We start from the raw sequence: 21,275 nt of genomic DNA, 5'->3' as shown, positions 1-21,275 counted from the left end.
GCAGCGCATCCACCGCGCTGCGCGGAGCCGACCGTGGGGTCGGCTCTACCCGGGCAGGTTGCAGCGCGTCCACCGCGCTGCGCGCGGAGCCGACCATGGGGTCGGCTCTACCCGGGCAGATTGCGGCGCTACACTGTGCGCCGTACTGCATAGGACCCGCCATGAAACGACTGACCCTGCTTTCCGCCTGCCTGCTGGCCTTGTCCGCGTGTTCGGACCCGGAAGCCGAACGCCAGGCGCAGGCTGCTGCCGCCGCGGCCGCGCAGGCGCAGAAGGAGGCCAAGGCCGACGAGGTCGCCGCCGAGTACGACCGCGAAGTCGCTGCAGAGAACTGGGAGCGCGCCCGCATCCATGGCGGCGCGCTGCTGGATGTCTACAAGGACACCGCCGCCGCCGCGCGCATCGAACCGGGCTTTGCCGAGGTCAAGCAGAAGGCCGAGGCCGCGCGCGATCTGCGCCGCATGCAGGCGCTGTGGAGCTACAACCAGATCCCGGTGGGCACCAAGGGCACGCAGCGGTCGGCGTCGATCTACGGCAAGGAGCGCGTGGACGTCGACGGCAGCGGTCCAACGCCGGTGCAGCTGGTGTTCCGGGATCATCCCGAGTGGAAGCAGCATGCCTATCTGGTGCTGCAGGGCGGCGATTTCCGCTGCCCGGGCGGCTGTCGCGTGCAGGTCAGCGTTGACGGCGGCAAGCCGCGTGCGATGGCCGCCTGGCGGCCGGATACCGACGAAGCGATCGCGATGTTCATCACCGATCACCGCGCGCTGTGGGCGCAGGCCAGGCAGGCCAAGGCGCTGAGCATCGAATTCCCGGTCAAGGCCGGTGGTACCCGCACCGTGGTGTTCGAAACCGGCGGACTGGATGCCAGCCAGATGCCCTGGCGCTGAGCTGCCCGTAGCCGACCCCATGGTCGGCTGCTCTTCGGCCAGAACGCGGTCCGCGTTGCCGGACATGGCCCGGCACTACGGCGCAGGTGGGGTCAGGCGTTCAGGGCGTAGCCGAACTGCTGCTTGAACTGCTCGTTGAACTCGTCAAAGGTGAAGCGCTGGTTCTGCGTGCCGGGGTGCTCGACCTTCAGTGCGCCCATCAGGTTGCCCATGCGGCCGATGGTCAGCCAGTCGAAGCCCTTCTGGATGCCATAGATCAGGCCGGCGCGGAACGCATCGCCACAGCCGGTCGGGTCGACCACGCGGCGCTCGTGCGCCGGCGGAATGTCGTAGCTCTTTTCCGGGGTGTGGATCACTGCGCCCTTCGGGCCGCGGGTGGTGATGTACGCCTTGACCCGGCTCACGATCTCTTTCTCGTCCCATCCGGTGCGTTCCTGCAGCAGATTGGACTCGTAATCGTTGACCACCACATAGTCGGCCTGTTCAATGAAGGCGCGCAGTTCCGGGCCGTTGAACAGCGGCATGGCCTGGCCCGGGTCGAAGATGAACGGCACGCCGTCCTCGTGGAACTCCAGCGCGTTCTGGATCATACCTTCGCGCCCGTCCGGACCGACCAGGCCCAGCGTCACGCCGGGTACGCCACGCACGTGGTTCTCGTAGGAGCGCATCATCGCGCCGGGGTGGAAGGCGGTAATCTGGTTGTTGTCGTGGTCGGTGGTGATGAACGCCTGCGGGGTGAACAGTTCGTCGATCACGCGCACCCGGCTCAGGTCGATCCCCAGGCCCTCGAAATACTCACGGTACGGACCAAAGTCCGAACCCACCGTGCCCATCGGGATCGGATCACCGCCCAGCAGGTGCAGGTTGTAGGCGATGTTGCCCGCACAGCCACCGAACTCGCGGCGCATGCGCGGCACCAGGAACGAAACATTCAGGATATGCACCTTGTCCGGCAGGATGTGATTCTTGAACTGGTCCGGGAACACCATGATGGTGTCGAAGGCAAGAGAACCACAGATCAAAGCGGACATCGATGTAAAGCCTCGGCAGGGGTTGGCGCGACCCGAGGGCGGGCGCAGGCAGGCAAGCAAATGGCGCCCATGGGCGCCCGACCGCGCAAAGGTTAACCGCTGGTGACGCTCAGGGCCAGAACCCACGGCCGAGGCCGGCGGGCTGCAGGGCCTTTCAGCGGGGTTGCCAAACCCGCTCAAACCCAATGAATACGCGGGTTCAGCTTGAATTGTCCTTGCCCGCAGGGGGGGAGGTTGCTAGGCTTGCCAATCCCCGATTTCTGCCCGTGGCCGCCCCTTGCGCGCGGCGGGCAAGGCACCCCTCAGGACCACTCCTTCGATGTTGAAAAAACTGCGTGGCATGTTCTCCAATGACCTGTCCATCGACCTGGGCACGGCCAACACCCTCATCTACGTGCGTGGCCAAGGAATCGTGCTGAACGAGCCGTCGGTCGTTGCCGTGCGCCAGGATCGCGCCATCGGCGGCACCCGTTCGGTGGCTGCTGTGGGTGCCGAAGCGAAGCAGATGCTGGGCCGTACCCCGGGCCACATCACCACCATCCGCCCGATGAAGGACGGCGTCATCGCCGACTTCACCTACACCGAGGCGATGCTGAAGCACTTCATCAAGAAGGTGCACAAGTCCCGTGTGCTGCGTCCGAGCCCCCGCGTGCTGGTCTGCGTGCCGGCCGGCTCGACCCAGGTCGAGCGCCGCGCGATCAAGGAGTCGGCAGAAGAGGCGGGCGCGCGCGATGTGTTCCTGATCGAGGAGCCGATGGCCGCCGCCATCGGTGCCGGCATGCCGGTCACCGAGGCGCGTGGTTCGATGGTCATCGATATCGGCGGCGGCACCACCGAAGTGGCGGTGATCTCGCTCAACGGCATCGTTTACTCCGCCTCGGTGCGCATCGGCGGTGATCGCTTCGACGAGTCGATCACCAACTACGTGCGCCGCAACCACGGCATGCTGATCGGTGAAGCCACCGCCGAGCGGATCAAGGTCGAGCTGGGCTGCGCCTACCCGCAGGCCGAGGTGATCGAGCTGGAGATCTCCGGTCGCAACCTCGCCGAGGGTGTGCCGAAGATGATCAAGATCAGCTCCAATGAAGTGCTCGAAGCCCTGCACGAGCCGCTGTCGGGCATCGTCAGCGCGGTCAAGCTGGCGCTGGAGCAGACCCCGCCGGAACTGTGCGCCGACGTCGCCGAGCGCGGCATCGTGCTCACCGGTGGCGGCGCGCTGCTGCGCGACCTGGACAGGCTGATCTCGGAGGAAACCGGGCTGCATGTGCAGGTGGCCGACGACCCGCTGACCTGTGTGGCCCGCGGTGGTGGTCGTGCGCTGGAGCTGGTGGACATGCACGGCAACGAGTTCTTTGCACCGGAGTAAGCCGCTGCGGCGTTCCGCTGCGACCGCGCCCTTCCGGCGTGCGGTCCGCGCATCGCGCGGGCTGGCACCGGCAGGGCGCGCGCGTTTTTTTCCCCTGTCCTTTTTCTGCTGAAGCGTCACGTGCCTCCCTACGCCGGTCCTCCCATTGCTTCCCGCTCCGGCGATGCCGCCAGCCCGCTGCGGTTGCTGGTGTGGCTTGCGCTGGCCATCGTGCTGATCGTGCTGGATGACCAGGCCGGTTGGCTGGCGCGTGTGCGCGAACAGGCCAATGGCGTGGTGCAGCCGCTGTGGCAGCTGGCCGGCCTTCCCGGCAAGCTCAGTGGGCAGGTGCGCGACAACGCGGCCAGCCACGGCCAGCTGGTGGAGGAGAACCGTCATCTGCGCAACCAGCTGCTGATCGCCAATGCGCGCCTGACCCGGCTGCAGACCGCCGCGCTGGACAACGCCCAGCTGCGCGAGCTGCTCAATGTGGCCGAGCGGAGCGGGCTGGACGTGCAGCTGGCGCCGATTCTGGACATCGACCTCGACCCGGTGCGGCAGCGCCTGGTGCTGGCCGCCGGCAGCCGCGATGGCGTGCACGTGGGCCAGGCGGTGATCGACGCCGGTGGACTGATGGGGCAGGTGATCACCACCACCGGCAGCACCGCCACCGTGCTGCTGCTGACCGACCCGGACCATGCGGTGCCGGTGACGGTGGCGCGCAACGGCGTGCGACTTATCGTCTATGGTCGCGGCGACACCCTTGAGCTGCGCGATATTCCGCTCAGCGCGGGAGTGGAGGTGGGCGATGAGATCATCACCTCCGGTCTGGGCGGGCGTTTCCCGGCAGGCTTCCCGGTGGGCACCATCGCCAGCCTCAATCCGGATGACACGCACGCGTTCCTGGTCGGCAAGCTCACCCCGGCGGCCCAGCTTGACCGCGGCCGCGATGTGCTGCTGCTGCGCCCGGGCGCTGCGATCGCGGTGCCACCGTCCCTGCCGACCGCACCCGCCGAACCCGGCGGCCCCGCCGTGGCGCCGGGCGTGACCCCCGCCACGTCGGGCGTAAGCCCCCAGCCCCAAGCCCCCCGGACCGCCCCGGAGGCCCGTCCATGAGCCGGCTGCGCGACAAAGTCTGGGTGCTGCCGGTCAGCTTGCTGCTGGCTCTGATGCTGGGGCTGCTGCCGCTGCCGATGGTGCTGCAGCCCCTGCGCCCTTACTGGCTCGCACTGGTGCTGGCCTACTGGCTGATCGAGGCGCCCGAGCGCAGCGGCCTGGGCTTGGCATTCGGCTGCGGCCTGCTCGCCGACCTGCTGTACGGCGGCCTGCTCGGCGAACAGTCACTGCGGTTGGTGATCCTGGCCTTCATCCTGCAGCGGTTCCGTGCACGTATCCGCTTCTTCCCGATGTCGCAGCAGATGCTCGCTGTCGGCGGCCTGCTGCTCAACGACCTCATCGTCAGCGCGGTGGTGCACGTGGTGGTCGGCGAGCCGACGCTGCCGTGGGCTTACTGGTGGTCGCCGCTGCTCGGCATGGCACTGTGGCCGGTGATCTTCGTGCTGCTCGACGCGGTCCGCTTCGGCCGACGCGGGCGCTGACATGCAGCCGCGTCGCCAGGCCAAGAACCCGCACGCCGAAGCCGAACAGTTCCGCCGGCGCGCTGCCCTCGGCTTTCTGATGGTGGTGCTGTGCCTGGGCGGGCTGGGTGCGTGGTACTTCAAGCTGCAGGTGCTTGACCACGATATCTACGCTACGCGCTCGGAAGCCAACCGCATCAAGCCGCGGCCCGTGGTGCCCGGGCGCGGCATGATCTACGACCGCAACGGCCGTCTGCTTGCCGAGAACGTTCCCGCGTTCCGGCTGGACATCACGCCGGACAAGGTCAAGGACATGGAGGCGACGCTGGAAGGGCTGTCGCACATCATCCAGCTGAGCCCGGAAGAGATCGCTGCGTTCAAAAAATCACGCGAGGCCCGCCGCAGCTTCCTGCCGGTGACGCTGAAGCTGCGCGTCAACGAAGAGGAAATGGCGCGCTTTGCAGTGGACCGCTGGCGGTTCCCCGGCGTGGAGCTGGAACCCTACCTGACCCGCCGCTACCCCTACGGTGATCTGTTCGCTCACGTGATCGGCTACGTCGGCCGCGTGGATGAGAAGGATCTGGAGATACTCGGCGAGGGCAATGCCGCGCTCACCCATATCGGCAAGAGCGGGCTGGAGCGCTATTACGAACAGCAGCTGCGCGGCAAGGTCGGCTACGAGCAGGTGGAAACCAATGTGCAGGGCAGGGCCATCCGCACGGTGGGGCGGGTAGCGGCGCAGTCGGGCACCGATCTGCGGCTGTCCATCGACACCGATCTGCAGCGTGCGATGGTAGCCGCGTTCGGCGAGCAGGAAGGTTCGGCGGTGGCCATCGATCCGCGCACCGGCGAGATCCTGGCCATGGTCAGCCTGCCGTCCTATGACCCGAACCTGTTCGTCAACGGCATCAGCCATGCCGACTTCCGAGCGCTCAATGACAATCCGTCGCGCCCGCAGTTCAACCGGCTGGTTCTGGGTGGTGTGGCACCGGGCTCGACCATCAAGCCACTGATCGGCCTGGCCGGCCTGGACTCCGGTGTGCGCAGGCCGGAGGACAAGGTGCTGTCCACCGGCATGTTCTACCTGCCGGGTACCAGCCGCGGCTGGGGCGATGCCAACCGTGGCGGCCACGGCTGGACCGACCTGCGCAAGTCCATTGCCCAGTCGGTGAACACTTACTACTACCGGTTGGCGCTGGACATGGGCATCGAGCGCTTTGACCGCTATATGGCCTATTACGGGTTCGGCAGCCCGACCGGCATCGACCTGACCGGCGAGTCGGGCGGCATTCTGCCTTCGCCCGAACACAAGGCGAAGACACGCAAGGAACGCTGGTACCCGGGTGACACCGTCAACATCAGCATCGGTCAGGGCGACTGGAAAGTGACCCCACTCCAGCTTGTGCGCGGGGTGGGTGGGCTGGCCAATGGGCAGCTGCGCACGCCGCACCTGGTAGCGCAGCAGCGTGAGGGATTCGACCATGACTGGCTGGCGCCCCCGCAGGGGCCGACCCGGCCGATCAGTCCCAACCCGGACAATGTGCAGGCCGTGCGCGAAGGCATGATGGCCACCATGCGGCCGGGAGGCAGCGGTGCGCGCATGGCCGCAGGTGCGCCCTATACGATGGCCGGCAAGACCGGCACCGCCCAGGTCATCAGCCGCCGTGGCACGGCCGCGGTGGATCCGCGCAGTCTGCCGATGCATCTGCGCCACCGTTCGCTGTTTGTGGGCTTCGCACCCGCGGAGAACCCGGTCATCGCCGTGGCGATTGCGGTGGAGGGTGGTGGTTACGGTGGCTCGGCCGCAGCGCCGATCGCCCGCAAGGTGTTCGACGCCTGGCTGCTGGGCAAAATGCCGGCCGGTCTGCTGCCGCTGGACGCTGAGCGCGGAACCACGGTGCTCGGCGTCAATGTGTTTGACAACGAAGATCCCAACGCACGTCATGCGGCCGATGTGCAGGTTGCGGCGCTGCCGTCGTTGCCGTTTGCGGTCGGTGTTCCCGAACCCGATCCTGCACCGCCGGCACCGGCACCGGCACCGGCACCGGCACCGGCACCGGCACCTGTGCCGGCCGCGTTGTCCGCGCCCACCGCCCCTGCCACGGAGACCCGCCGATGAAGGATTTTCTGCGCTGGGCCGGGGACATGCTGCAGCGCTTTTTCAGCACGCTGGACTGGGTGCTGTGCGCGGCTCTGGGCGGGCTGATGGTGATCGGCCTGGCGACGTTGAAAAGCGCAGGGGGCGATGGCCTGATGACGGCCCAGGGCATCCGCTTCGCGGTGGGCCTGGCGGCGCTGTGGGGCATTTCGCGGGTGTCGATCCTGCGCATCCGCTCGGCCACGCCGCTCATCTACGCCGTGTCGATGCTGCCGTTGCTGGCGGTGTTCGTGCTGGGCACCGGCAAGTACGGCCGGCAGTGGCTCGATCTGAAGTTTTTCTACCTGCAGCCGGCCGAGCTGCTCAAGGTCAGCCTGCCGATGATGGCAGCGTGGTATCTGCACCGCATGCCGTTGCCGCCGCGATTCACGACGGTGGTGATGACCCTGGTGATCATCGGGGTGCCCACCGCACTGGTGATGCTGCAGCCTGACTTCGGCACGGCGGTGCTGATCGCCGCCTCCGGCGTGTTCGTGCTGCTGCTGGCCGGGCTGCCGTGGTGGTGGGTCGGCGTCGGGCTGGGCGGGATCGCGGCGGTGGCGCCGGTGGCCTGGTTCTGGCTGCTGATGCCGTACCAGAAGGACCGGATCATGATGTTCCTGGACCCGGAGATGGATGCGCTGGGCGCAGGCTGGAACATCATCCAGTCCAAGATCGCCATTGGTTCTGGCGGCTGGGATGGCAAGGGGTGGGGGCAGGGCTCACAGTCGCACCTGAACTTCATCCCCGAGCAGACCACCGACTTCGCGTTTTCCGTGCTCAGTGAGGAGTTCGGCTGGCTGGGGGTAGCGCTGGTGCTGGCGCTGTATCTGGTGGTCGTCGGGCGCTGCCTGTGGATCGCCAGCCAGTCGCGCGACTCGTATTCACGGCTGCTGGCCGGGGCCACCGGCCTGGCGTTCTTCGTGTACGTGCTGGTCAACGGCGGCATGATCTCGGGCCTGCTTCCTGTCGTCGGCGTGCCGATGCCGTTGATCAGCTACGGCGGTACGTCAGCGGTCTCGCTGCTGGCCGGCTTCGGTCTGGTGATGGCGGTGCGCAGTCACAACCCGGTGCATGGCGGATATCGATAGCGGGCTTCACATCAAATATGTGCGTTAGGTCACAAATTAACGCAATGTTGATCTTGATCAATGGACTTGTCGTAATTGCCCTGCACAATGGCGCCCTGCCAGCATGCGCGACAGGCCGCGCCGCATCGGCAGGAAGCAGTAACTGACCTTCGTGGAGATGGAAACCTGCTCTGGGGAGATGCAGGCGCCCGTAGCGCGGGTCCGGTGGCCGGTTGCGTCTGCGGGATGGGGGCGCAACCGGCAACCTCTTCAAACTGTTCAGGTTGCGGCAGATCGCGGCCATTCGCGTCGTGTGCTGAACAGGCGCGACCGCCCGCTGCCGCACGCCGATACGCTTCATGGTTCCTGAATTGGCGAACCAAACCGTTGCGATTCATGGCCTTAGGGGTTTTATTTGATCCATGACCTGCTAACCTGCGGCGATGATCCGACGCACTCTGGCCTGCATGCTCACCTTCGGCCTGGTCGCCTGCGCGACCCCGCCGTCGTCCCCACCGCCGTCGCCTGAGACCAAGACCGCGCCGCCCGCGCGTGATGACGGTCACAAGGGCCCGGCCGAAGCCGCTCCCGAGGCCGCTGCTGCGGCGGCGCCGCCAGTGGACCTGACCCCCGTGCCGTTCGAGGTGGCGCGCGCCGCCTTCATCCGCAACACGGCCGCGCGCCATGGGCTGGAACCGGATTACATCGCTTCGGTGCTCGACCAGGCCCAGGTCCGCCAGCCGATCATCGCCGCGATGGCGCGCCCGGCCGAGCGGGTAAAGCCGTGGAACGAATACCGGCCGATGTTCATCACCCAGGCGCGCATCGAGGGGGGGCGGAAGTTCCTCGCCCAGCACCGCGATGAACTGATGCGCGTGCAGCAGCGCACCGGCGTGCCGGCCGAGGTGATCGTGGCCATCATCGGTGTTGAATCCAGTTACGGCGCCAACACGGGCAGTCACCGCGTGCTGGATGCGCTGTACACCCTGGCCTTCTACTATCCCCGCAGTGGCGACCCGGCCAAGCTCGAACGCGAAGTACGCCGCGAGCTGTTCTTCCGCGACGAGCTGGCCAACCTGTTCGTACTGGCCCGCGACGAGAAACTGGACATCACCGGCCTGAAGGGCAGCTATGCCGGCGCCATGGGCATGGGGCAGTTCATGCCGTCCAGCTACCTTGATTACGCGGTGGATGGCAACGGCGACGGTCGCCGCGACCTGTTCACCAGCTACGACGATGTGTTCTCCTCCATCGCCAATTACTTCGTCAAGAAAGGCGGCTGGGTGCGCGGTGGGCAGGTGGCGGTGCCCGCGACGCTGGCCCCCGGCCGGGAAGAGTTCAATCCGACCGAATGGGCGCCGACCTGGTCGCTGGACGCGCTGGCCCGGCGTGGTTACCAGCCGAGCGCGCCGGTGCAGCCCGGCGCCACGGCGACCCCGGTGACACTGGAAGGCAGCACCGGCAAGCAGTACTGGCTGGGCTTCCAGAACTACTACGCCATCACCCGCTACAACATCAGCAAGATGTACGCGATGAGTGTCTTCCAGTTGTCGCAGGCCATCGCAGGCCAGGAGCTGCCACCGGCATGAACATCCGATGGCTGGTCCCCGCAATCGCCGCGCTTGCCCTGGCTGCCTGCAGCAGCGCACCGCCCCGATCGGCCGGACCGGCCACCGGCAAGCCTCCGGGCAAGGTGGTGCAGGGATCCGCGCAGAGCAGCCGCCCGGCGAACTGCCCCGAAGGCTCACCGTATGCCGCCGCCACCGAGGACCCCAGCACGCGGGGCAACTACACCGCCGGTGGCCTGTACAAGCCCGGCGTGAAGGACACCACGCCGACCTACGTGCCGAACGTGGCCTGCATTCCCGAGCCGCTGGTTGAAGCGCTGGAGCGCTCCCCGATCGGCAACCGCAGCCCGTATGAGGTGCTGGGCAAGAAGTACAGCGTGCTGGAAAACACCAAGGGCTACAACGAGCGCGGTACCGCCTCCTATTACGGTGCCAAGTTCCATGGCCGGCTGACCTCCAACCGCGAGGTCTATGACATGTACCAGTTCACTGCCGCGCACAAGACCCTTCCGCTGCCGAGCTTTGCGCGGGTGACCAACCTGGACAACGGGGAGTCGGTGATCGTGCGTGTCAACGACCGCGGCCCTTTCCACGATGGTCGCGTCATCGACCTCAGTTACGCCGCAGCGGTACGGCTGGGCATCACCCAGCGCGGCACCGGCAATGTTGAAGTGCGCGCGCTGCAGCCTGGCGAAGACGGGCCGGTCATGGCTGCACGTCCCAGCCGTACCGAGCGCCGGGCCGCCACCGTGGCCGCCGTTGCGCCGCCGTCGACCACCGCGCGCGGCCCGGCGGCGTCTTCCGCTGCAAGCGCCCACAGCGGTATGGATCGGCTGGTTGGACGACTGCCGGCCACCACCGCCGCGGCGCCAACCGAAGCGAACCCGGTCAGTGTCGCCGCGCTGGCACCGCCCACGCCTGCAGGCTCAGCGTCGGCAACCACGCCGGCCGTGGCCGCCGCGCGTCCTGCGGCAATAGCGGCAGCACCGGCTGCCAGCGCTGCACCGGCAACCCGGATGCTCGGCAGCGTGCTGCTGCAGGTGGCCAGCTTTGCCAGCCGTGAGAACGCGGCACGCGCGATGGGCCAGCTCAGCGCCGCGGGCATCGTCGGCGCCAGCATCACCGATATCGCCGCCGGTGGCCGTACGCTGTGGCGCCTGCGCGTGCCGGCCAGCGACCACGCCAGCGCTGCTGAACTGGCCGGGCGCATCGCCGGGCTCGGCTTTGGCGCCCCCCAGATCGTGCGTGAATGAATGACGGCGCGGGCCGGCGGTAACAGGCCGTCTGCGTCGCTGAGCCTGCACCTTTACAATGGTGTGCTGTCCCTTTCCTCTGCTTGGCCGTACCAGGAGCCTGCTGTCCCATGAAGATCCGTTTTGCCGCCACCGCGCTGGCCGCCACCCTGGCGGTGGGCCTGGCCCACGCCCAGACCGAACTGCCGACTCCGGCCACGCCGACCCCGGCAGCGGCGGCAGCCCCGGCCACCGTGGCAACCCCGCCGGCGCCCGTGCCGAGCGTGTCCAAGGCCTGGATCCTGATGGACGCCGCCTCCGGCCAGGTGCTGGCCGGCGAGAATGTCCACGAGCAGCTGGCGCCGGCCAGCATCACCAAGGTGATGACCAGCTATGTCATCGCCGCTGAAGTGAAGAACGGCAAGGTCGGTCCGGACGACCAGGTGATGATGAGCGAGCGCGCCTGGCGCGAAGGGGGCGCCGGTACCGACGGCAGCTACAGCGGCTTCCCGGTCAACCAGACGGCGCGTCTGGAAGACATGGAAAAAGGCATGGCCGTGCAGTCGGGCAACGATGCAGCCATCGCCCTGGCCGAACACGTGGCCGGCAGTGAGGAAGCTTTTGCTTCACTGATGAACAGCTATGCCGCGCAGATCGGCATGAAGAACTCGCACTTCGTCAACGCGCACGGCCTGACCGCGCCGGGCCACCACAGCACCGCGTATGACCTGGCCCTGCTCGGCCGCGCGATGGTGCGTGACTACCCGGAAACCTACGCTTACAACAAGATCAAAGAGTTCACCGTAGGCAGCATCAAGCAGCCCAACCGCAATCTGCTGCTGTGGCGCGATGGCAGTGTGGACGGGATCAAGACCGGCCATACCTCCGAGGCAGGCTACTGCCTGATGAGCTCGGCCCAGCGCGGTGACCAGCGTCTGATCGCGGTGGTGCTCGGCGGTGCCTCCGAGAAGCAGCGCGCCGACGACAGCCTGGCCCTGTTGAACTGGGGTTTCCGCTTCTTCGAGACGCACCGGCTTTACGAACCGGGCAAGGCGGTCACCGAGCACAAGGTATGGAAAGGTGCAGCCGACAAGGTGCAGCTGGGTGTGGCGCAGCCGATGCTGGTCAGCCTGCCGCGCGGCCGCTATGACGACCTGAAGCCGACCATCGACGTGCCGAAGACGCTGGAAGCGCCGATCACGGCAGGCCAGCAGATCGGCACCCTGAAGGTGACCCTCGACGGCAAAGTGGTGGCGCAGGCCCCGCTGGTCGCTGTGGCCGCAGTGGAAGAAGCCGGTTTCTTCAAGCGTCTGTGGGACAGCTTCTGGATGTGGTGGGAGTCCTGAGGCATCCCGAACGCCTCCGCGCAGCGCAGTGACCCCGATGCCCGCCGCCCGGCGGGTATCGGCTTTTTGAGCATCGGGCAAGGACGCTGCCTCGCCCCGGACTACACGGGGCGTGACTCCATACGCCATCGCGATGTCGGCGTCCCTGGCAGCCGGCGTACCTGCGATGCGCGGCGTCAGCGCGACGCTTCGCAACCGCCAATCCGTGCAGGATGCGATGCTGAAGCGCCGCCAAGCGGAGTCTATGGATTTCCATGGAAACCTGCTGGATGGTGAATGACGTGATCCAGCAACCTTTTGATTCGCCAGTTTTTTTCACGATTCTGCTCTGCACCTGTTAATAGCCAGAAGTGATGGTTTCGGCCGTGTCCGATAGTTCGTATTTGGTGTCGCATTGAGTATGGCGCGAGCCCGGAAAACGGGTCTTTAACCTCTCGATCAATGCCGGTGCGCTGCGTGCAGCGCACTGAACTTCGGATGCCGTGCATGAACACTGTTTACAAGCTGGTCTTCAATACCTCGACGGGTACGTGGGCCATTACTCACGAGTTTGCCGCTGCGCGCGGCAAGAAAAGCCGCACCCGCCTGGCCACCACGATGGCCGTGGCCATGGCCCTGCCCGCCGGCGCAGCGATGGCGGCTGGCTCGCCGCAGCCGCTGCAGTGCGGCGTCAATGAAACGATTTCGGCTGATGGTCTGCGCTGCGAAGCCGCGCCGATGATTTCTTCCATGTCCAATGGGATCGGCATCCTGGCGGGCGTTGGTTCCTACGAGGCAGGCAACGGCATCGCACGGGGTGCGAATGCGGTCGCTATCGGCGCCGGCGCCCGAGCTGGCTATGACGGTATGGTGGCGATCGGTCAAGGTGCCGGCTTGGATTCAGCCGCGGATAGGGCTGCGGCTATCGGCGCTATTGCCATTGGCCAAAATGCAAAACTTTGGCCTAGTAGCATTCTCGCTACTGAAAATTCGATTGCCATTGGTAACGATGTGCTGGCAGGGGGCATCGGCACCATTCTTGTTGGCCCTTATACAAGAAATTCGGGCTCGTATTCGATAGCAATTGGTGCTCGTTCTTTCTCTACGCGCGGCGTTGTCATCGGTACCGATGCACGCGGTAGTGAGGACCGCGCGACGGCGTTGGGCACCGGCGCACGTGCAACGACCGAAGACAGTGTTGCGCTGGGCAGTCGGAGCGTCGCGAACCGGGGCAACAGCGTATCTGTGGGCAGCAACGAAGCGACCAGCGGTTTCACCCGCCAGATCACCAACATGGCCGCCGGTACCGCCGACAACGATGCAGTGAACCTGGCCCAGCTCAAGGGCACCGCGCAGTCGGTGGCTGACGCCATCGGCGGCGGTTCTGCCGTGGGCGCCGACGGCACGATCACCGCGCCGACCTACAACGTGGGCGGGGTGGACCGTGACAATCTCGGCGATGCGCTGACCAATCTCGACCAGCGTGCCACCGACAACAGCGATGGCCTGAAGGACCTGGGCGACAAGCTGGCCGACAGCGGCCTGGTGGATGCCTCGGGCAACATGCAGGCGGCCGTGGTCTATGACCGCAACACCGACGGCACGCCGAACTACGGCTCGGTCACCTTTGGCAACGCGGGCAGTGCACCGGTGCAGCTGAAGAACGTGGCCGCCGGCACTGCCGGTACCGATGCGGTCAACCTGGACCAGCTGACCGCGGCCAGCAAGGCGGCTGCCACGGCCAACCCGTACATTGGTGGTCGCGGCACGGGCAATGCCGCCGTGGCGACCTCCACCGGTGCCGTCGCGCTGGGCATCAATTCGGTGGCCAATGGGCTGAACACCGTCTCGGTGGGTAATGCGAGCACCGGACTGGTGCGCCGGATCACCAATGTTGGCGACGGTACCGAAGCAACGGATGCCGCCACCGTCGGGCAGATGAACGATCTGATCGCCGGCACCACCTTCTCCACGAAGAAGGCAATTGCCGACGTCAACGCCAAAATTTCGGCCATGGGTTCGATGGGCACGATGGCGGCTGTCGAGGACAGCTATCTGAAGATCGACGCCAATGCGGGTGATCCGGAAGCCCTGGTGGCCGCCGGCACCAATGCAGTGGCCATCGGCAGCGGCGCGACCAGCACCGGCAGCTTCTCCACCGCCATCGGCGCCAGCTCGGAAGCGACCGGTTCGCTGGCAGTGGCCATCGGTGGCGAGGCCAAGGCGACGGCCAATGGCACCCTGGCCCTTGGTACTGCCGAGGCCTCGGGTACCAATGCCGTCGCGCTGGGCAACGGCACCCATGCCACCGGCAACAACTCCGTTGCCAACGGCTTCAACGCGCGTGCGGCCGGTACCAATGCACTGGCGATGGGCAACACCTCCAGTGCCGCAGGCGACAATGCCGTCGCGCTCGGCTCAACCAGCATCGTCAACACGGCCGCCACCAATGGCGTGGCACTGGGCCGGGGTGCCAATGTGACCGCTACGGGTCTGAACTCGGTGGCACTGGGCGCCGGCTCCACGGCTGACCGCGCCAACGTGGTATCGGTCGGTTCGACCGCCCAGCAGCGCCAGATCGCCAACCTGGCCGCAGGTACCGCCAAGACCGACGCAGTCAACGTGGGCCAGCTCGAAGCCTACGTGGCAGCCAATGCTGGCACGGCTGATCCGCTGGCCGTGGCCTACACCGATGCGACCAAGGGCGAGATCGCTCTGGCCGGCACCGACGGTACCGTGATCAGCGGCGTCAAGGCCGGTGAAGTCAGCGCCACCAGCGATGAGGCCATCAACGGCGCGCAGCTGCATGGCACCGCGCAGTCGGTAGCTGACGCCATCGGCGGTGGTTCGGCCGTGGCCGCTGACGGCACGATCAGCGCACCGAGCTTCGACATCGACGGCACCTCGTACGCCAACGTGTGTTGCAGGCACTCGTATCAGCGATATGGAAGCGGAAGCCTGCTGCGGGCTTGATCATTCACTCCGACCAAGGCAGCCAGTTCACCAGTAGCGACTGGCTATCGCTACTGAAGCAACACGGCATAGTTCCGAGCATGAGCCGGCGAGGCAACTGCCACGACAATGCAGTGGCTGAGAGCTTCTTCAGTGCACTGAAGAAGGAGCGAATCAAGCGGCGGATCTACCCGACCCGGGATGAGGCGCACTCTGACGTGTTCAATTACATCGAGATGTTTTACAACCCGGTTCGTCGGCATGGTTCCGCTGGCGACCTGGCCCCTGTAGAGTTTGAACGGCGCTATGCGCAAAGCGGCTCATGAGTGTCTACGGAAGTCTGGCCGGTCCAGAAAAGGTCAGGCGCGCGATCAACAATAACTAAAGTTGAGACGCTGAGAAGAATCCTCATGGGCATGAAAGAAGAAGCTGATCAGAACGTCGGTAGAGATGCGTGTAAGCGGTTCTTCGATGGCATTTATTACAGCTTTGAGGGGATGCCCGAAGACTGGCGCGCTCTTCTTTCTGCGCGCGTGCGCGAAGGTTACGGTTACGATGAGGGTCTGCTTCTTCGCCGTGGATTAAAGTGGTTGATTGAACCATTGGAAACACGGCAGCCGTACTCTTTTGAAGCGTTTAAAGAAGTGGCGGGTGAGTTGATGATTGGGTGTGTTGATTTCTCCTCCTCGATGCATCCGCTGCTTACACAAAAACTTGGTAGAGAAGTGTTTTTCTTCGCCGCCGGAAGGATGATTGATGTATATGGCTGCTTTGAAGGTGAAACCTTCGAAGAAGGAAATGATTGCTTCGGCTCATTGCTCTCTTTGCCCGATGCGTTGGCCAAGTCTTGGCTGTGGCGCACGGGAGGCTGGAGAGTTCCGAGCGAACCCTTTCAAGGGCCTCTGATCAATCGCGGGCTTATTGGCCATCCGTCATCACATTGGCGCGATGCGGACCAGTACCTCGACTCGTTGGGGCGAGGATACAAGAAGAAGTTTCTGGCGGGCTTGGTCAGTCGCTTTCCGGACTGCCTTACCAAGTCAAACGGCATCAAACGCTACAAGTTCCGCTGCTTCCTTGATACGCGCAAGGCGAACCAGACCGGCCCGGTCGGCGACCAGTTCTTCGTGGTATCGACACGGACAGACCAGGTCGTCTATCACATACATCATGGCGATGTAGCCAATCTAAGGGTCCTGCATGACCCTGCAGATGCAATAGATCGCTACTGTGCCCATGTACTTCGCAACAAAGAGGGCGAATTCGACTTCTCGCCATGGAGCGAACTGCTGACGTAACGTCGGCGAACGTATTGACTCGGCGGTGAGGTCAACAACGCAGCCTGGGTCGGCGCGGGCGGCGAGCTGATCTGGATCGACTCGTTGATCGACATGCGCGAGGTGTTGCCGGCAACGGCGAAGGTGCACGTTGATCATCTTCTAAACAAGAACGAGGTCCTCAGAATGGAAGGCTTCGAAGGCTGCCGCGCGCGTGCAGAAACAGTTGCTGGATAACCCAAAGAACCTGCAGGCGATGCTGGCTTCGGCGAACTGTTCGAAAGGGTGCAGGGTCTAGGCTGTAGAAGGAGGATGTGTGTACTGGAACGGAAAGCCGGTCGATCCAAAGTACAAGAAAGAACTGGAAACGAGGCAGGAAGCCTTTCGTGGTCATGTCGAGAAAACTATTGCGAGCTACTTATGAGCAAGTGTGGGTGTGAGCCCGATGAGAGGACAATCGTGCCCTGCTCTAACCCGAAAGGGTGGGTGTCCAAGGATGAGTATGTCCGCGAAATGGATGGTGGCATCTATGCGACATACTCGAGCGAGCTTGAAAGCTACGACCGTTCCTTTCAGGAATGGGCAAGAATAGACAATGGACGTAGCTACAGCTACCTTTTGGATAAAGGGCTCGCATGGATCATCGAGCCTTTCTTTGCGCTTCAGCCACACTCCTACGCCGCATTTGTCGAGTGCGCGGCATCTTTGAAGGTGGGGGTTGTTCTTGTCTACGACACTTTACATGAGGTGAAACGTCCCCTTTTGGTGATGTTCATAGATTGCGCAGGGAAAATGATCCAAGTCGAGCCCTGCTTTAAAGGAAGGACCTACGAGGAGGGCAATGATTGCTTCGGCTCTCTACTCTCTCTACCCGATGCGTTGGCCAAGTCATGGCTGTGGCGTGCCGGAGGCTGGAGAGTTCCAAGCGAGCCCTTTCAGGGGCCTCTGATTAATCGAGGGTTGATTGGCCATCCGTCATCGCAGTGGCGCGATGCAGACCAGTATCTCGACTCGTTGGGTCGAGGATACAAGAAGAAGTTCCTAGCGGACTTGGCCAGCCGTTTTCCCGACTGCCTCACCAAGTCTAATGGCATCAAACGCTACAAGTTCCGTTGCTTTCTCGATACGCGCAAGGCTAACCAGATCGGTCCGATTGGCGATCAGTTCTTCGTGGTCTCGACACGGACAGACCAGGTCGTCTATCACATACATCATGGTGATGTAGCGAATCTCAGAGTCCTTCACGATCCGGCAGATGCAATAGATCGCTATAGCGCCCATGTGCTTCGCAACAAAGAAGGGAAATTCGATTTTTCGCCATGGAGTGAGCTGCTGACGTAACACACAGCGAGACGGCCTTTCCGTTCAACAAAGGCGACGTCTTTCGGTAAGCATCAGGCTGATGGGCGCTGTCGGGAACGATGAGCGAATGGTTGCGAATGCTCTGGTCAATCTTCGTGTTTCGGCTGAAGCGGTGTTTCGTTGCTCAGCAAACTCGGGTCGAGTATTTCTGTCGGGACAGACGAAAAAGAGGTATCAGCCATGCCTCGCTCTCGGATGTCGAGAGCCTGAATAATGGGGGTTGAATTGGGTAGGAAAGTAAAAATTGGCGCTGTAATCAGGTTGCGCACGTGTGAGGGCGTCGCGTTCGCTCAAGTCAGCCATAAGAATGATCAGTTCGGACATCTTCTAAGGATCTTCGATGGATTCGATGACCTGGAGCCTTGGTGGAGCACTGAGCATCAGAAGACAGTGCAGTTTTCCGCATTCTTTCCCTTGCAGGCTGCGGTGAACTTGGAGTTGGTCGAGTTTGTCTGTACCGCTTCTGTACCAGAACGACTCGCCGTATTCCCCATGTTCAGAGCAAGAGCTGGCGGGCCGGGAGGATCCGTCTGGCTTTGGGATGGCGCCGTAGAATCAAGACTGGGTCGTGCGCTTACCGCGGACGAGCAAAAGTATCCTGTGCGATCAATTGTAAGCGCCCCCGTGCTGATCGACCGCGTCGAAACTGGCTATCGCTCTGAGATTGACGAGCGGTGGTGAGCAGCGTCGGAAGAAGTCAATTACCTGCTAGCCCACATCTCGGGATTCTTCCAGTGTGAAATGCTTGGGCTGGCATGAGGGATGCCCGTGAGGCGGCGAGCGCGGACGAGCTATTCGCTACGGGTGTCGCGACCAACCCGAAAGCGTTTTTTTTGCCATCGTGAGGTATCCACCAACCACGCCAGAACCGACGCTTTCCCCGCGCGAAGATCAGATTTCACCTACAAGCTTCTGCGCGACATCACAGTTCACGGCTTGAGCGCTGCAGTACACGTCCACGATGCGACGCCGCTCACCTAGGATGCGCGCTGCTTCGTCGAATGCCATCGCACCTCCTGCCATGGCGCGCAGCTTCTGGAACCGGGTTCATGCCTCATCGCTCCACGTTTCACCCGCGCGCGCGTCTGCCGGCTGCGCTGTTCGCGTTGCTGCTGGTAAACAGCACCAGCGCCGTCCTCACCCCCGCTTACGCTCAGTCCGCCCTCGAAATCGAGCGGCGCGAGCGCGAGGCGCGCCTGGCGCGGGAACGTGAGCTGGAACGTGCGCAGCCGCAGGTGCAGTTGCAGGACGATGCGGCCGAGGCGGTAAGCCACCGCGATGTCACGCTGCCGCAGGAGGTCCAGTGCCGGCGGCTGCAGCGCATCGTGCTCGACGGCGCCCCGCGCACTGGATTCGGCTTCGCCCGGCGCTACCTGGCGCGCTATGAGGGCAGGTGCGTGGGCGCTGAAGGGGTTGGTCTGATCGTGCGTCGTCTGGGCGATCTCATTCTCGACCGGGGCTATGTGACCACGCGGGTCGGCGTGGCGCAGCAGAACCTCGCTGACGGGGTGCTGCGTGTGCAGGTGGTGCCGGGACGTCTGCGGCATCTGCGCGTGGACGGTGTGGCGCTGGAAATCGTGGCCAATGCCTTGCCGCTGCGCCCAGGTGATGTGATCAACCTGCGCGCCATCGAACAGGGGCTGGAACAACTCAAGCGCGTGCCCAGCCAGGACGCGCGCATCGATATCGAGGCCGCCGAGGCGCCGGGACTGTCCGATCTGCGGGTGAGTGTGTCGCGCGGGCGCCGCCTGCGCGGAATGCTGGCGTTGGACGACAGCGGCTCGCAGTCCACCGGCCGGATCCAGGGCAACACGTCGCTGGCCTTCGACAACCTTGTCGGCCTCAACGACATCATCAGCGTCGGCCTGGGTCACGATCTGGTGGGTGAGAGTGCGGCACGCGGTACGCGGTCGCATTCGCTCGGCTACAGCCTGGGCTGGGGCCAGTGGCAGCTCGATGCGGGGCGCAGCCGCTTCAACTACCGGCAGACCGTGGAGGGGCAGGAGGTGGCGTTTACCACCAGTGGACGGACCGACGGTCGCTCGCTGGGGCTGCAGCGCAACCTGCACCGTGGGCAGTCGCATCGTAGCAGCGTGGAGGTGCGTGCAAGCACGCAGGCCGCGCGCAGCTTTGTCGAGGATGAGGAGCTGCTCAACCAGCGTCGTCACACGACCGCTGTCGAGCTGGCACTGCGTCACCGGCAGCAGTGGGGTCGTGTGCGGCTGGATGGGCGCCTGTCGCAGCGTCGGGGTGTGCCGTGGCTGGGCGGGCAGCGCGACCGCGGCGGCACGCCGGGCGACTACCCGACGTGGCAGTACCGGGTGACCAGCCTGGACCTGTCGGTCGATCTGCCGTTGACGCGGCGACTGGCGTGGACCAGTGAGCTGCGCCTGCAACATAGCGGTGATGTGCTGTACGCCAACGAGCAGATCGCGCTCGGCAGCCGCTACAGCGTGCGCGGTTTCGATGGCGAGCAGGCGCTGGCGGCCGAGCGTGGCGGTTATCTGCGCAACACGCTGGCGCTTGCCCTGGGCTCGGATGTCGGCCTGTATCTGGGTGTGGATGGCGGGCGGGTGAGTGGACCGTCCGCGGCGGCCATGTCACGGCGCTCGCTCAGTGGCGCGGTCATCGGGGCGCGGGGCGTGGTGGGGCGCGCGTCGTGGGACGTGTTTACCGGCCGTGGCCTGCATGCTCCGCGCGGTGTGCGCCGCAGCCCGGTGGTGGGCCTGCAGGCCGCGCTGGCGTTGTAGAAGCACCAGCGTCCGGCGCGCTGTTGCGGGGGGCCGAGGTGGATGGATGCGCGCTGTGCGGCCGCGGCCGTGTTGAGCAGGGACTCAGCGGCTCTGAGGATCTGCGGCGCCGTGGTCATAGCTCACCACCCGTTCCAGCTTCCATGCGCCGTCCATGCGCCGCCAGACCTGGACGAAGCGTCCTTGTCCGACCCAGCGCTCGACCCCGTCACTGCCGGTCTCATGGAAGCGGTGCTCACCCAACTCCAGTGCACGATCATCCTGGATCGGATAGACCTGCAGCGACGCGTCCACCAGCTCGCGGCGCAGCGCCACGCCGTTCTGCCGGGCCCCTTCGCAGAAGCGGATGAGGCTTTGGCGGAAGTCTTCCCGATTGCTTGCAGACTTGCCGTCCTTGTCATGGAAGAACTCCATGTCTTCGGTGGTCATGGCAGCGGCCTTGTCCGGGTTGCAGTTCTGGAAAGCGTACTGGAACAGCTGGGTATCGGCGGTACGGATCTGCTGTTGCAGTTCGGCTGACTGCGATGCCGACGCAAGCGCGGGACTGCAGGCCAGCGCAAGGATCATGATGTGACGCATGGAAGACGTTCCCCTGGAAGTTGGCACAGGATGGCACAGGTGGAACGTCGCCAGCCGCCCAGCGGCATCGCCAAGTCTGCTACCATCCTCCCCCGCTAACCCAGCCAGCCTTTCCGTGCGACATGCCGGATCGGCCGTCTTCGTACGGCCCCGCGAGCCAGGACACCCTACCGTGCCCAT

General features: G+C 64.7%; 17 protein-coding genes and 1 pseudogene. 15 read left to right on the top strand and 3 right to left on the bottom strand.

The annotated features are described in order from the left end of the window. The first annotated feature begins 161 nt into the window (after positions 1–161). A complete protein-coding gene (locus tag RZA67_RS13715) occupies positions 162–890 on the top strand; it encodes a hypothetical protein (protein ID WP_317213280.1) in 729 nt (242 codons plus the stop codon). Between the two features lie 92 nt (positions 891–982). On the opposite strand, the gene RZA67_RS13710 is transcribed toward RZA67_RS13715, so the two are convergent. Next, positions 983–1,921: a carbohydrate kinase family protein gene (locus RZA67_RS13710; protein ID WP_317213279.1), complete on the bottom strand. Its 939-nt coding sequence runs from the start codon at positions 1,919–1,921 to the stop codon at positions 983–985. Positions 1,922–2,240: 319 nt separating this feature from the next. Here RZA67_RS13710 and RZA67_RS13705 point away from each other — a divergent pair, with 319 nt between their 5' ends. The 9 genes from RZA67_RS13705 to RZA67_RS13665 all read left to right on the top strand — a co-directional run bounded on the left by RZA67_RS13705 (position 2,241) and on the right by RZA67_RS13665 (position 12,476). Continuing rightward, positions 2,241–3,287 carry a rod shape-determining protein gene (locus tag RZA67_RS13705; RefSeq protein ID WP_317213278.1) on the top strand — a complete coding sequence of 349 codons (1,047 nt, stop codon included), beginning with the start codon at positions 2,241–2,243 and terminating at the stop codon, positions 3,285–3,287. Positions 3,288–3,407: 120 nt separating this feature from the next. Continuing rightward, positions 3,408–4,382, top strand: coding sequence for a rod shape-determining protein MreC (gene mreC, locus RZA67_RS13700; RefSeq protein ID WP_317213277.1), 975 nt, complete (start codon positions 3,408–3,410; stop codon positions 4,380–4,382). Next, a complete protein-coding gene (mreD, locus tag RZA67_RS13695; protein ID WP_317213276.1) occupies positions 4,379–4,864 on the top strand; it encodes a rod shape-determining protein MreD in 486 nt (161 codons plus the stop codon). The genes mreC and mreD overlap by 4 nt, the downstream gene beginning before the upstream one ends. A gap of 1 nt (position 4,865) precedes the next feature. Then, a complete protein-coding gene (gene mrdA / locus RZA67_RS13690; RefSeq protein WP_317213275.1) occupies positions 4,866–6,962 on the top strand; it encodes a penicillin-binding protein 2 in 2,097 nt (698 codons plus the stop codon). Then, positions 6,959–8,071, top strand: coding sequence for a rod shape-determining protein RodA (rodA, locus tag RZA67_RS13685; protein ID WP_317213274.1), 1,113 nt, complete (start codon positions 6,959–6,961; stop codon positions 8,069–8,071). The genes mrdA and rodA overlap by 4 nt, the downstream gene beginning before the upstream one ends. A gap of 422 nt (positions 8,072–8,493) precedes the next feature. Beyond that, positions 8,494–9,639, top strand: coding sequence for a lytic murein transglycosylase B (gene mltB / locus RZA67_RS13680; protein WP_317213273.1), 1,146 nt, complete (start codon positions 8,494–8,496; stop codon positions 9,637–9,639). Next, positions 9,636–10,871, top strand: coding sequence for a septal ring lytic transglycosylase RlpA family protein (locus RZA67_RS13675; protein ID WP_317213272.1), 1,236 nt, complete (start codon positions 9,636–9,638; stop codon positions 10,869–10,871). The genes mltB and RZA67_RS13675 overlap by 4 nt, the downstream gene beginning before the upstream one ends. 110 nt (positions 10,872–10,981) lie before the next feature. Beyond that, entirely contained in the window at positions 10,982–12,196 is a 1,215-nt protein-coding gene (locus RZA67_RS13670) for a D-alanyl-D-alanine carboxypeptidase family protein (RefSeq protein WP_317213271.1), read from the top strand. 112 nt (positions 12,197–12,308) lie between these two features. Further along, entirely contained in the window at positions 12,309–12,476 is a 168-nt protein-coding gene (locus tag RZA67_RS13665; protein ID WP_317213270.1) for a hypothetical protein, read from the top strand. A 262-nt stretch (positions 12,477–12,738) separates the two neighbouring features. Here the strand turns inward: RZA67_RS13665 and RZA67_RS13660 are convergent, their stop codons facing one another. Next, complete coding sequence (locus RZA67_RS13660; protein ID WP_317214064.1) at positions 12,739–12,927, bottom strand: hypothetical protein; 189 nt, start codon at positions 12,925–12,927, stop codon at positions 12,739–12,741. On the opposite strand from RZA67_RS13660, the gene RZA67_RS13655 reads away from it, so the two are divergent. The 5 genes and pseudogenes from RZA67_RS13655 to RZA67_RS13635 all read left to right on the top strand — a co-directional run bounded on the left by RZA67_RS13655 (position 12,914) and on the right by RZA67_RS13635 (position 20,516). After that, positions 12,914–15,148 carry a hypothetical protein gene (locus tag RZA67_RS13655; RefSeq protein WP_317214023.1) on the top strand — a complete coding sequence of 745 codons (2,235 nt, stop codon included), beginning with the start codon at positions 12,914–12,916 and terminating at the stop codon, positions 15,146–15,148. The two genes, RZA67_RS13660 and RZA67_RS13655, sit on opposite strands and share 14 nt — an antisense overlap. Beyond that, positions 15,094–15,453: pseudogene (locus tag RZA67_RS13650) on the top strand (DDE-type integrase/transposase/recombinase); the annotation flags it as partial. The gene RZA67_RS13655 and the pseudogene RZA67_RS13650, both read left to right, overlap by 55 nt. Positions 15,454–15,543: 90 nt before the next feature. Then, on the top strand, positions 15,544–16,425 hold the full coding sequence (locus tag RZA67_RS13645) for a hypothetical protein (protein ID WP_317213269.1): 882 nt from the start codon (positions 15,544–15,546) through the stop codon (positions 16,423–16,425). A gap of 465 nt (positions 16,426–16,890) precedes the next feature. Continuing rightward, positions 16,891–17,745: a hypothetical protein gene (locus RZA67_RS13640; protein ID WP_317213268.1), complete on the top strand. Its 855-nt coding sequence runs from the start codon at positions 16,891–16,893 to the stop codon at positions 17,743–17,745. A gap of 1,070 nt (positions 17,746–18,815) precedes the next feature. Further along, entirely contained in the window at positions 18,816–20,516 is a 1,701-nt protein-coding gene (locus tag RZA67_RS13635) for a ShlB/FhaC/HecB family hemolysin secretion/activation protein (RefSeq protein WP_317213267.1), read from the top strand. An 84-nt stretch (positions 20,517–20,600) separates the two neighbouring features. On the opposite strand, the gene RZA67_RS13630 is transcribed toward RZA67_RS13635, so the two are convergent. Further along, a complete protein-coding gene (locus tag RZA67_RS13630) occupies positions 20,601–21,095 on the bottom strand; it encodes a nuclear transport factor 2 family protein (protein WP_317213266.1) in 495 nt (164 codons plus the stop codon). Positions 21,096–21,275 lie beyond the last annotated feature (180 nt).

It is taken from the genome of Stenotrophomonas sp. C3(2023) (genome assembly GCF_032911385.1).
Taxonomy (GTDB): Bacteria; Pseudomonadota; Gammaproteobacteria; order Xanthomonadales; family Xanthomonadaceae; genus Stenotrophomonas.
This window is presented reverse-complemented; position numbering and strand designations above follow the sequence as displayed.

What these genes read in the sequence shown, in the direction of transcription:
- RZA67_RS13715 (WP_317213280.1), top strand. Translation starts at nt 162, where the DNA reads ATGAAACGACTGACCCTGCTTTCCGCCTGCCTGCTGGCCTTGTCCGCG.
- RZA67_RS13710 (WP_317213279.1), bottom strand. Translation starts at nt 1,921, where the DNA reads ATGTCCGCTTTGATCTGTGGTTCTCTTGCCTTCGACACCATCATGGTG.
- RZA67_RS13705 (WP_317213278.1), top strand. Translation starts at nt 2,241, where the DNA reads ATGTTGAAAAAACTGCGTGGCATGTTCTCCAATGACCTGTCCATCGAC.
- mreD (WP_317213276.1), top strand. Translation starts at nt 4,379, where the DNA reads ATGAGCCGGCTGCGCGACAAAGTCTGGGTGCTGCCGGTCAGCTTGCTG.
- mrdA (WP_317213275.1), top strand. Translation starts at nt 4,866, where the DNA reads ATGCAGCCGCGTCGCCAGGCCAAGAACCCGCACGCCGAAGCCGAACAG.
- rodA (WP_317213274.1), top strand. Translation starts at nt 6,959, where the DNA reads ATGAAGGATTTTCTGCGCTGGGCCGGGGACATGCTGCAGCGCTTTTTC.
- mltB (WP_317213273.1), top strand. Translation starts at nt 8,494, where the DNA reads ATGATCCGACGCACTCTGGCCTGCATGCTCACCTTCGGCCTGGTCGCC.
- RZA67_RS13675 (WP_317213272.1), top strand. Translation starts at nt 9,636, where the DNA reads ATGAACATCCGATGGCTGGTCCCCGCAATCGCCGCGCTTGCCCTGGCT.
- RZA67_RS13670 (WP_317213271.1), top strand. Translation starts at nt 10,982, where the DNA reads ATGAAGATCCGTTTTGCCGCCACCGCGCTGGCCGCCACCCTGGCGGTG.
- RZA67_RS13655 (WP_317214023.1), top strand. Translation starts at nt 12,914, where the DNA reads ATGATTTCTTCCATGTCCAATGGGATCGGCATCCTGGCGGGCGTTGGT.
- RZA67_RS13660 (WP_317214064.1), bottom strand. Translation starts at nt 12,927, where the DNA reads ATGGAAGAAATCATCGGCGCGGCTTCGCAGCGCAGACCATCAGCCGAA.
- RZA67_RS13645 (WP_317213269.1), top strand. Translation starts at nt 15,544, where the DNA reads ATGAAAGAAGAAGCTGATCAGAACGTCGGTAGAGATGCGTGTAAGCGG.
- RZA67_RS13635 (WP_317213267.1), top strand. Translation starts at nt 18,816, where the DNA reads ATGCCTCATCGCTCCACGTTTCACCCGCGCGCGCGTCTGCCGGCTGCG.
- RZA67_RS13630 (WP_317213266.1), bottom strand. Translation starts at nt 21,095, where the DNA reads ATGCGTCACATCATGATCCTTGCGCTGGCCTGCAGTCCCGCGCTTGCG.